Below are 10,606 nucleotides of genomic sequence, written 5' to 3'. Positions count from 1 at the left end.
GAGCTGTTCACGCAGTGGCACATCATGAGCAAGAAGTGGTGCGAAACGAACCAGGCCACCAAGCCGGTGGACCGCCGCAAGGGCATTGAAAACGCCGCGTCTTTCCGCGCCAATGGCACCGGCCCTTTCCGTGTGCGTGAGCGCCAGCCCAATGTCCGCACCACCTTTACCCGCAACGGCAATTACTGGGGCAAGATCGACGGCAATGTGGACGAGGTGATCTTCAACGTCATCGGCAACAACAGCACCCGCGTCGCGGCACTTCTGTCGGGTGAAATTGACGTGATGGAACCGGTGCCGGTGCAGGACGTGGCCCGCATCAAGGGCAATGCCGATCTGAAAGTGCTGCAGGGCCCCGAGCTGCGCATCATTTTCCTCGGCATGGACCAGAAGCGCGACGAACTGCAGTTCTCCAGCGTCAAGGGCAAAAACCCCTTCAAGGACAAACGCGTCCGCCAGGCCTTCTACCAGGCCATCGACATCGAAGCCATCAAGAACCGTGTGATGCGCGGTGCCTCCACGCCGGTGGCGACGCTGCTGGCACCCGAGATCAAGGGTTACGCTCCCGAGCTTGCCAAGCGCCTGCCGTTTGACGTGGAAGCTGCCAAGAAGCTGATGGCCGACGCGGGTTACGGTGCAGGGTTCGAGCTGAAGATGAACTGCCCGAACGACCGTTATGTCAATGACGGTGAGATCTGCCAGGCCGTGGCTGCCAACCTGTCGCGCATCGGGGTCAAGATCAATCTGGAAGCCGAAACCAAGGGCACCTACTTTCCGAAAATCCTGCGGCGTGACACCAGCTTCTACATGCTGGGCTGGACACCGAGCACGGTGGACGCCCACAACGTGCTCTACCCCATCATGTCCACGCCGGGTGAGGGTGGCCGCGGTCAGTTCAATCTGGGTTCCTACAGCAACGCCAGGGTGGATCAGCTGACCGACCTGGTGGCTTCCGAGACCGATGACAAGAAGCGCAACGAGATGATCCGTGAAGCGCTGAAGATCCATCAGGATGAAGTGGGTCATCTGCCGCTGCATCAGCAGGCGCTCAACTGGGCGTCCAGGAAGAACATTGAAATGGTTCAGTGGCCCGACAACGGAATGCCCTGGAAGTACGTCAAAGTCAACAAATAACAAGGGTTGATGAAAAGCGCGCTATTCCGATGGTGGGATGGCGACATCGGCTACAGCTTTCGCACCTCCCCGGTGGCGATGGCTGCAGCTGCAGTCGCCCTCATCTGCATATTCTGTTCGGTGTTTGCGGGCTTTGTGGCCCCGCACAATCCGTTTGACCTGACGACGCTCGAACTGAGCGATGCCCGCCTGCCGCCGGCGTGGTCGGCCGAAGGCTCGAGCAAGTACCTGCTGGGCACCGACGACCAGGGGCGGGACATCCTCTCGGCCCTCATGTACGGTGCCCGCGTTTCCCTGGCGGTGGGTTTTGCCTCGGTGATCCTGTCGGTCGTGTTCGGTGTGGGCATGGGTTTGCTGGCCGGCTTTTACGGTGGCTGGATTGACTCTGCGTTAATGCGCCTGTGCGACGTGATGCTGTCTTTCCCGGCCATTCTGGTGGCCCTGCTGATTGCCGGGGTGGGGCGGGCCCTGTTCCCCAACGCGCAGGACTCCCTGGCGCTGGGAGTGCTGATCATATCGATCACGCTCACCGGCTGGGTGCAGTACGCCCGAACGGTGCGGGGCTCGACCTTGGTCGAACGCAACAAGGAGTACGTGCAGGCGGCACGTGTGACCGGTGTGACACCGATGCGCATCATGCGTCGTCATGTGCTGCCCAATGTGATGGGGCCGGTGCTGGTGCTGGCGACCATCCAGGTGGCCACGGCCATCATCACCGAAGCCACGCTGTCTTTCCTGGGAGTGGGCGCGCCGCCCACGTCGCCTTCGCTGGGCACCCTGATCCGCATCGGCAACGACTACCTGTTTTCCGGGGAGTGGTGGATCACGGTGTTTCCCGGTCTGATGCTGGTGCTGATTTCGCTGAGCGTGAACCTGCTGGGCGACTGGCTGCGTGATGCGTTGAACCCGAGGCTCAGATAAACATGGCCCCCACGCTTGTCGCCTTGCGTACGACGCTGCCCCCCAAGGGGTTGCATTTTTCCTTGGGGCGGCCCTGCGGAAAAACCTTTCCCCCGGCAGACGCTTGAATTTACTGAGAAGCGAATGAGTCTTTTACAAGTCAAGAACCTGATCGTCGAGTTTCCCGGCCGGCGCGGCACGCTGCGGGCGCTGGACGACATTTCGTTTGATATCGCCCCCGGCGAAATTCTGGGCGTGGTCGGTGAGTCGGGCGCCGGCAAGTCGCTGACCGGCGCTGCCATCATCGGGCTGCTGGAGCCGCCCGGTCGTATTGGCGGAGGGCAGATCCTGCTCGAAGGCGAACGCATTGACAACCTCCCCTACGAGCAGATGCGTCATATTCGAGGCCGCAAGATCGGTGCAATTTTCCAGGACCCCTTGACCTCGCTGAACCCGCTGTACACGGTGGGCCGGCAGCTGATCGAAACGATACAGGCGCATTTGCCGGTCAGCAACGCGGAAGCGCGCCAGCGCGCCATTTCCCTGCTGCAGGACACCGGCATTCCGGCGGCCGAGCAGCGCATCGAACATTTCCCGCACCAGTTCTCAGGGGGCATGCGTCAGCGCGTGGTGATTGCGCTGGCGCTGGCCGCCGAGCCCAAGCTGATTGTGGCTGACGAGCCGACCACGGCGCTCGACGTGTCGATACAGGCGCAGATCATCATGCTGCTCAAGAGCATCTGCAAGAAGCGCGGTGCTGCGGTGATGCTGATCACCCATGACATGGGCGTGATCGCCGAAACCTGCGACCGCGTGGCCGTGATGTACGCCGGCCGCATTGCCGAAATTGGCCCGGTGCATGAGGTGATCAATCACCCGTCCCATCCCTACACCGCTGGCCTGATGGAGGCCATCCCCGATATCACGCTGGACCGCGAGCGACTCAATCAGATTGACGGTGCCATGCCGCGCCTGAACGCCATTCCCCAAGGCTGCGCCTTCAATCCGCGCTGCCCCAAGGTGTTTGACCGCTGCAAGCGGGACAGGCCGGACCTGCTGCCTGCTGGCGCCACGCGCGCCGCCTGCTGGCTGCACGATGCCGCGGTGGGAGTGCCCGCATGAGCAACAGCGAAACGACGACAAGCGCGGGCGACCGTTTTCCCGCAGGGCCGCCCCAAGGGAAAACAGCCCCCTCGGGGGGCAGCGACGTACGCGCAGCGACAAGCGTGGGGGCTCCTCTTGTTCAGGCCTTTGACCTGGCCAAGACCTTCGACGTTTCCCCACCCTGGCTGAACCGGGTACTTGAAGGCAAGCCCAGGCTGATGCTGCATGCCGTCGACGGCGTCAGCTTCGAGATTGAAAAAGGCAAGACATTGGCCCTGGTCGGCGAGTCGGGCTGTGGCAAAAGCACGGTGGCCCGATTGCTGGTGGGCCTGTACGAGCCGACGCGCGGCGGCCTGACCTTTGACGGCCAGGATGCCCATGCGGCCTTCAAGACGCCGCGAGGCCGGCAGCTGCGGCGACGCATCCAGATGATTTTCCAGGACCCGTACGCGAGCCTGAATCCGCGCTGGATCGTGGAGGATATCGTGGGTGAGCCGCTCAAGGAACACGGGCTGATCACCAACGAGGCCGAACTCAGGGCGCGCGTGGGCGAGCTGCTCAAGTCGGTCGGCCTGTCCCCCCTGGACATGGTCAAGTTTCCGCACCAGTTTTCGGGCGGCCAGCGCCAGCGCATCTCGATTGCCCGGGCACTCGCCACCGAGCCGGAGTTTCTGGTTTGTGACGAGCCGACCTCGGCGCTCGATGTGAGTGTGCAGGCGCAGGTGCTCAACATCATGAAAGACCTGCAACGCGAGCGCGGGCTGACTTACCTGTTCATTTCGCACAATCTTGCGGTGGTGCGCCATGTCAGTGACCAGGTCGGCGTGATGTACCTCGGACGGCTGGTCGAACTGTCGGACAAGCAGACGCTGTTTGCCAACCCGAAGCACCCTTACACACGCATGCTGCTGGACGCGATCCCGAAAATGCATGACACCGGCCGCGCCCGCACCCCGGTGCAGGGCGAGGTGCCCAACCCCTTGAGCCCGCCGACTGGCTGCACCTTCCATCCGCGCTGCCCGCACGTCAACGACCGCTGCCGCGCCGAGCGGCCACAGCTTCTGAGCATTCAGGGCGTGAAGATCGCCTGCCATGCTGTCGAAGAAGGTCGCATCTAGTTGCTCCTGTTTTTGTAGCTGGTAGCGCTTTCTACGTAAGGGCTGGAGGCCGATTCCATTCTTGAATGCGGATGAAATCCTTGGCGGCGTCACGCTGCGTCTGCGGTTTGCCTTGGAAAGTAGGCATAACTCCCCACTCCCACCCCTAACCCCTCCATCGCCCCGCTGGGCGATGGAGGGGGACTTCATTTGGCCGCGTGTGCTGCGACCGCGTGCAAACATCACGGTCGCTTGAGTCCGCCATGACGCGCTGCGCGCGTCATGTCTCCCCGCATTCGGTTTTTGGTATTTGTCTTCGTTTCCCCACCCGTCGGGCTGGGCCGAGGAGCGCAGCCGAAAGTGGATCAGGGCGAGCGATTGTCTGAGCCGAAGGCGAGTTCGAGCTCGCCCCCACTTTCGGCGAGCACCGCAGGCTGCCCGCAGCGAAGCGGAGGGACCCAGACCATCGGGGCGCCTTTTTCTTTGCTTGCTTTCTTTTTGGCGACGCAAAAAGAAAGTGAGTTGCCGCCGGGCAACCCCCGGCCAACAGGCAGAAGCGAACGAAAGAGGCTTGAGGAAGAAACGCAGCTTCGACAGGCTCCGCCAGAACCGAAGAACCTCAGGCGTACCGTTTGCTCCGCAAATTGTTCTTCATTTCCTTGAGCAGCGGCTGCAGGGTCGGGCTGCCAATGCGCAGCGCCACGCAGGTCGCGAGGATGTCGATGATCATCAGGTGCAGCAGGCGCGACACCATGGGGCTGTAGCGGTCATAGCCCTCGGGGTGGTCGGCGGCCAGGTGAATGTGGCCGGCGGCGGCCAGCGGCGAGCCACTGGCCGTGATCACGATGGTGGTGGCGCCATTCCTGCGGGCGATATCGCAGGCGTCCATCAGGTCGCGCGTGCGGCCCGAGTTGGAGATGATCACCACGCAGTCCCCCGGCCTGAGCAGCGAGGCGCTCATGACCTGCAGGTGGCCGTCGCTGTAGGCGATGGCATGCACGCCGAGACGGAAGAACTTGTGCTGCGCATCCTGCGCGACGATGCCGGAATTGCCAACGCCGAAAAATTCGATGCGCTGTCCGCTGCTGCAGGTCGCCGCCAGGGCCAGCACGGCTTTTTCAATCAACGCCGCGCTGGCGTCATTGCGGTACTTCAGGAAGGCGGCCACCGTGTTGTCAATCACCTTGACCAGCACGTCGTTCGTCTTGTCATCTGCATCGACACTGCGGTGAATGAAAGGCACACCTTCGCTGACATTGCCGGCCAGCTTGAGCTTGAAGTCTGACAGGCCGTCGTAACCGACGCTGCGGCAAAACCGGATCACCGTCGGCTTGCTGACATGGGCGCGTGCAGCCAGCTCGGTCACCGGCAGACTGGCAAAGGCCCGCGCATCGCTGAGCACCAGGTGCGCCACACGCTGCTCCGCCGGCGCCAGCGAAGGCAGGCAGGCTTTGATGCGGTCAAGCACTGAATGAGCCCCAAACGTCGCGAAGTACGTCCCTGATGGCGTATTCCAAGCCGGGGCCGCGGGTCTGGCTCTGCCAGCCCGCAGGCGCAGCGGCCCCCTCGGGGCTGGAGCCCGCGGCTCCAAAACTGCTTGAGCAGGTTTGGACGGGCGACAGAAGCGAAGCCTCTGGCGAGCGGCGGCCTGCAAGGTGCAGGGAGTTACGCGAAGCGAATGACTGTGGGGGCCACATTGGGGTCAAGACTCTTCACTCCACCAATGGCTGTCCCGCGCGATCATGGCGCTGGAGGCGCTGGGCCCCCAGGTGCCGGCGGTGTAAGGGCGCGGGCCGTCGGTATCGTGCTCCCAGGCGTCCAGAATCGGTTCGACCCAGCGCCAGGCTTCTTCCTGTTCATCGCTGCGCACAAACAGGTTCAACCGGCCGTCGATCACGTCCAGCAGCAGGCGTTCGTAGGCCCCGACACGTTCGGTGCCAAAACGCTTGTCGAAGTCGAGGTCCAGCTGCACCGGCGCCAGCGTCTGGCTGGCCGCACGTGCACCCTGCCGGTTGTCCTGGCCTTGCGCCAGCAGGTGCAGCTCCAGCCCGTCCTTGGGCTGCAGGTTGATCACCAGCCGGTTGCCGGCGCCCAGCGGCGACTTGAAGATGGCGTGCGGCGTCGGGCGGAAGTTCACCTCGATGTGGGCGTCGCGGTCGGCCAGCCGCTTGCCGGTGCGTATGTAAAACGGCACGCCGGCCCAGCGCCAGTTGGCGATTTCGGCGCGCAGGGAGACAAAGGTTTCGGTCCTGCTGTCCGGGCTGACGCCGCTTTCCTGCAGGTAACCGGGCACGGCCTCGCCGTTGATGTTGCCCGCTGCGTACTGCCCGCGAATCACGTGGTGCTTCAGGGTTTCCGGTGTCCAGGCCTTGAGCGAACGCAGGACCTTGAGCTTCTCATCGCGGATGGCATCGGCGTGGGCGTTGATCGGCGGCTCCATGCCGATCGCGCAGAGCAATTGCAGCGCGTGGTTTTGCACCATGTCGCGCAGCGCGCCGGTGCTGTCGTAAAAGGCACCGCGTTTTTCCACGCCGAGTTCCTCGGCAATCGTGATCTGGATGTTGGCAATGGTCTCGCGGCGCCACAGCGGCTCAAACAGCGAATTGCCGAAACGCAGGGCGAACAGGTTCTGAACCGAAGGTTTGCCGAGGTAGTGGTCGATGCGGAAGATCTGCTTTTCCGGCAACACACGCAGCACGGCCTCGTTGATGGCACGGTTCGAGGCGAGGTCGTGACCCAGTGGTTTTTCCAGCACCACGCGGGTTTGCGGGCCGTTGAGCCCGACGGTCGCCATGTTTTCGCAGATCGCCTTGAACAGGGTCGGCGCGGTGGCCAGGTACATCACGACGGTGTCGGCCTGGCGTGCTTTCAGCAGGGTGGCGAGTGCCGCATAGTCGGCCGGACCGGACAGGTCCATGCGCAGGTAGTGCAGCAGCGCGGCAAAACGTTCGAACTCGTCTCCGGTGGGGCGTTTGGCCAGTTCGACGCTGTCAAAACGTGCGCGTATCAAAGCCCGGTACTCGGCATCGCTCATGGGGTCGCGGCCCACGCCCACAATACGGCCGTCTGCGGGCAGGGAGCCGTGCCGGAAGGCCTGGAACAGCGCCGGCATCAGTTTGCGCCAGGTCAGATCGCCCGTGCCGCCAAACAGGACCAGATCAAAACTCATGTTCCACAGCCTTTCCGATCGGCAGATATGTAATAAAGTTTCATAAGATGTTGCCATAATGGTAACTCAATGAGGTCATGGTCTTACAGGGCTGTGGCCGTGGCCCACCTACACTTTCGCCATGAACCAACTCGAAGCCCTCAAGCAGTTCACCACCGTCGTGGCCGACACCGGTGATTTCAAACAACTCGACGCTTACAAGCCTCAGGATGCAACGACCAACCCGTCGCTGATCCTCAAGGCCGTGTTAAAGCCCGATTACCAGCCGCTGTTGGCGGACACCGTGGCGAAGTTTCGCGGCCGTGCGCTCGATGAAACCATGGACCGGCTGCTGGTGCGTTTTGGCTGCGAGATCCTGTCCATCATCCCGGGCCGGGTGTCGACCGAAGTCGATGCGCGTCTGAGTTTTGACAGCAATGCCACCTTCACACGCGGCGAACGCATCATCGAGCTCTATGAGGCGGAAGGCATCCACATCGACCGCGTGCTGATCAAGGTGGCGGCCACTTGGGAGGGCATCCAGGCCGCGCGCCGGCTCGAAGACCGGGGCATCCACACCAACCTGACCCTGCTTTTTTCCTTCTGCCAGGCGGTGGCCTGCGGCCAGGCCGGGGTGCAGCTGATTTCCCCCTTTGTCGGCCGCATTTACGACTGGTACAAAAAATCGGCCGGCGCCGCGTGGGACGAAGCTGCGCATGCCGGCGCCAACGACCCCGGCGTCCAGTCGGTGCGCCAGATCTACAACCACTACAAGAAATTCGGCATCAAGACCGAGATCATGGGCGCGAGTTTTCGCAACATCGGGCAGATCACCGCCCTGGCCGGCTGCGACCTGCTGACCATCAGCCCCGAGCTGTTGGGCCAGCTGGCTGCCAGCGAGGCACCACTGGCGCGCGCGCTGGACGCCCAGTCCGCACAGGCGCTGGACCTGCCGGCCATCGGCTTTGACGAGGTGACCTTTCGTTATGCGCTCAACGAAGATGCGATGGCCACCGAAAAGCTGGCCGAAGGCATACGCGCCTTTGCGGCGGATGCGGTCAAGCTTGAACAGCTGATGCTGGCGGCCTAGGTTCGGCTGATGGACCGTCCACCTTGCCACCAGACCCCCGCCTGGGCTGCGCTGCAGGCGCAGTTTGACGCGACGGGGAAAAGGTTCGACCTGCCCCAGGCCTTTGCGGCCGATCCCGGCCGGTTCGCTGCGTTCAGCCAGGAGGCGCCGCATGTTTTTGCCGACCTCTCCAAAAACCTGATCGATGCGCCCACCCAGGCCTTGCTGCTGGACCTTGCGCGCCAGCGCGGCGTGGAGCACTACCGCGATGCGATGTTTGCCGGCGAGAGGATCAACCGCAGCGAAGATCGGGCGGTCATGCATTTTTTATTGAGAAATCCGGCTCAAGCCCAGCAGGGATGGGCGCCGGCAGCTCCTGAAAACATAGCGGCCGGATTTGACCAGGTGCAGGAAACATTGGCCGCCATGCTGGCCTACGCAGAGCAGGTGCGTCGGGACGAGGCCATCACCGACATCGTCAACATCGGCATCGGTGGCTCCGACCTCGGTCCGCAGATGGCGGTGCTGGCGCTCGACGCCTTCCGCATTCCCGGCAAGCGCTTTCACTTTGTCTCCAATGTCGACGGGCAGGAACTCGCCAGCGTCTTGGCGCAGGTCCAGGCACAGAACACCCTGTTCCTGATTGCCTCCAAGACCTTCACGACCACCGAAACCATGACCAACGCCCTGTCGGCGAAACGCTGGTTTGAAGCGCAGGGCGGGACGGACATCGCGCGCCACTTTGCCGCACTGACGACCAACATTGCCGCGGCCCAGGCCTTTGGCATCAGCACGACCTTCGGCTTCTGGGACTGGGTGGGCGGGCGGTACTCGCTGTGGTCGGCCATTGGCCTGCCGCTGGCCATCAGCATAGGCGCCGCTGGTTTTCGCGACCTGCTGGCCGGCGCCCACGCGATGGACGGTCATTTCCGCACGGCACCCTTGGCACAGAACCTGCCGGTGCGGCTGGGCCTGCTTGATGTCTGGTACCGAAACTTCCACCGTTTCACCAGCCGCAGTCTGGCGCCCTACAGCAGCGCCTTGCGCCGCTGGCCGGCCTACCTGCAGCAGCTGGAGATGGAGAGCAACGGCAAACGCGTGGACGCCCAGGGCCAGGCGCTGCCTTTTGCCACTGCGCCGGTGCTCTGGGGCGAACCCGGCACCAATGGCCAGCACGCGTATTTCCAGATGCTGCATCAGGGCACGGACGTGGTGCCGGTCGAGTTTGTTGCCGTCAAAAAATCCTCCCATGGCTTGCCGGGCCACCACGACAAGCTCCTTGCGAACGTGCTGGCTCAGGCCCAGGCGCTGATGCTGGGCAAGAGCGACGCCGCCGGGCATAAACACTTCCCGGGCAACCGCCCCAGCACCTTTCTCCTGCTGGAGGAACTGAACCCGGCCAGCCTGGGCGCGCTGATTGCGGTGCAGGAGCACCGCGTGTTTGTCAGCGGCGCGATCTGGGGCATCAACAGTTTTGACCAGTGGGGCGTCGAGCTCGGCAAGGTGCTCGCCAGGGACATCGAACCGCGTTTGCGCAGTGGAGATGTTTCAGGGCTGGATTCCTCCACCGCGGGCTTGTTGAAGCGCCTGCGCTGAGGGACCGCCGCAGTACTGGTCCGGGTCTGGCATATCATGGCGCGGGGAATTTACCCCGTTTGTATCCTGAGGAGGAGAAAAAAACATGAACTTCGGTCAAGCCATTTCCACCTGTTTCGCCAAGTACGCGACCTTTTCCGGCCGCGCCTCGCGCCCTGAATTCTGGTGGTTTTTCCTGTTCCAGGTCCTGGTCTCCATTGCCGCTTCGATGCTCAGTGACACGCTCAGCGGCCTGGTCGGTCTGGCTTTGCTGCTTCCGGCCCTGGCCGCAGGCACGCGCCGGCTTCACGACATTGGCAAAAGCGGCTGGTGGCAACTCATCATGCTCACCGTCATCGGCTGGTTTGTGCTGGTCTACTGGTGGGCCCAGCCGGCCCGCGAAGCCGGCAGCGAATACGCGTCGGCCTGAGTTTCGAGCGCACATGAAAAAACCCGCAGGGCGCGAGCCCTGCGGGTTTTTTGTTTGCTGCCCGGAAAGTCCGGGCGGCGTAGCGAGCAGGTGCCAGGCTAGGCGGACGGAGCGCAGGAACCGGAACGTACCTTGGGGTACGTGAGGAT

Annotated in this window: 9 protein-coding genes; 7 read left to right on the top strand and 2 right to left on the bottom strand. The window is 63.1% G+C overall.

The window, feature by feature from the left end:
- The 4 genes from PSV33_RS14905 to PSV33_RS14890 all read left to right on the top strand — a co-directional run.
- Window positions 1-1,134 (top strand): ABC transporter substrate-binding protein (locus PSV33_RS14905; RefSeq protein ID WP_300562988.1); only part of this gene is annotated, 1,134 nt, incomplete at its 5' end.
- 9 nt (window positions 1,135-1,143) lie between these two features.
- Window positions 1,144-2,055, top strand: a complete 912-nt coding sequence (locus PSV33_RS14900; RefSeq protein ID WP_293594298.1) for an ABC transporter permease — start codon at window positions 1,144-1,146, stop codon at window positions 2,053-2,055.
- Between the two features lie 123 nt (window positions 2,056-2,178).
- Window positions 2,179-3,156, top strand: coding sequence for an ABC transporter ATP-binding protein (locus tag PSV33_RS14895; RefSeq protein WP_300562986.1), 978 nt, complete (start codon window positions 2,179-2,181; stop codon window positions 3,154-3,156).
- A gap of 104 nt (window positions 3,157-3,260) precedes the next feature.
- Window positions 3,261-4,256 carry an oligopeptide/dipeptide ABC transporter ATP-binding protein gene (locus PSV33_RS14890; RefSeq protein WP_300562990.1) on the top strand — a complete coding sequence of 332 codons (996 nt, stop codon included), beginning with the start codon at window positions 3,261-3,263 and terminating at the stop codon, window positions 4,254-4,256.
- A gap of 598 nt (window positions 4,257-4,854) precedes the next feature.
- Here the strand turns inward: PSV33_RS14890 and PSV33_RS14885 are convergent.
- Both PSV33_RS14885 and zwf read right to left on the bottom strand, forming a co-directional pair.
- A complete protein-coding gene (locus PSV33_RS14885; RefSeq protein ID WP_300562984.1) occupies window positions 4,855-5,703 on the bottom strand; it encodes an SIS domain-containing protein in 849 nt (282 codons plus the stop codon).
- 234 nt (window positions 5,704-5,937) lie between these two features.
- Window positions 5,938-7,404 carry a glucose-6-phosphate dehydrogenase gene (zwf, locus tag PSV33_RS14880; protein ID WP_300562982.1) on the bottom strand — a complete coding sequence of 489 codons (1,467 nt, stop codon included), beginning with the start codon at window positions 7,402-7,404 and terminating at the stop codon, window positions 5,938-5,940.
- Window positions 7,405-7,525: 121 nt separating this feature from the next.
- Between zwf and tal the strand changes: the two genes are divergently transcribed.
- The 3 genes from tal to PSV33_RS14865 all read left to right on the top strand — a co-directional run bounded on the left by tal (window position 7,526) and on the right by PSV33_RS14865 (window position 10,457).
- The gene (tal, locus tag PSV33_RS14875) at window positions 7,526-8,473 is read left to right on the top strand and encodes a transaldolase (protein WP_300562980.1); all 948 of its coding nucleotides are present in this window, start codon (window positions 7,526-7,528) and stop codon (window positions 8,471-8,473) included.
- 9 nt (window positions 8,474-8,482) lie between these two features.
- The gene (pgi, locus tag PSV33_RS14870) at window positions 8,483-10,048 is read left to right on the top strand and encodes a glucose-6-phosphate isomerase (RefSeq protein ID WP_300562978.1); all 1,566 of its coding nucleotides are present in this window, start codon (window positions 8,483-8,485) and stop codon (window positions 10,046-10,048) included.
- An 85-nt stretch (window positions 10,049-10,133) separates the two neighbouring features.
- Window positions 10,134-10,457, top strand: coding sequence for a DUF805 domain-containing protein (locus PSV33_RS14865; RefSeq protein WP_300511869.1), 324 nt, complete (start codon window positions 10,134-10,136; stop codon window positions 10,455-10,457).
- Window positions 10,458-10,606: the final 149 nt, after the last annotated feature.

This window comes from Polaromonas sp., assembly GCF_029945895.1.
Classification (GTDB): domain Bacteria; phylum Pseudomonadota; class Gammaproteobacteria; order Burkholderiales; family Burkholderiaceae_C; genus Polaromonas.
The sequence above is the reverse complement of the archived record's forward strand: the minus strand, read 5'-3'. Positions and strand labels throughout refer to the sequence as shown.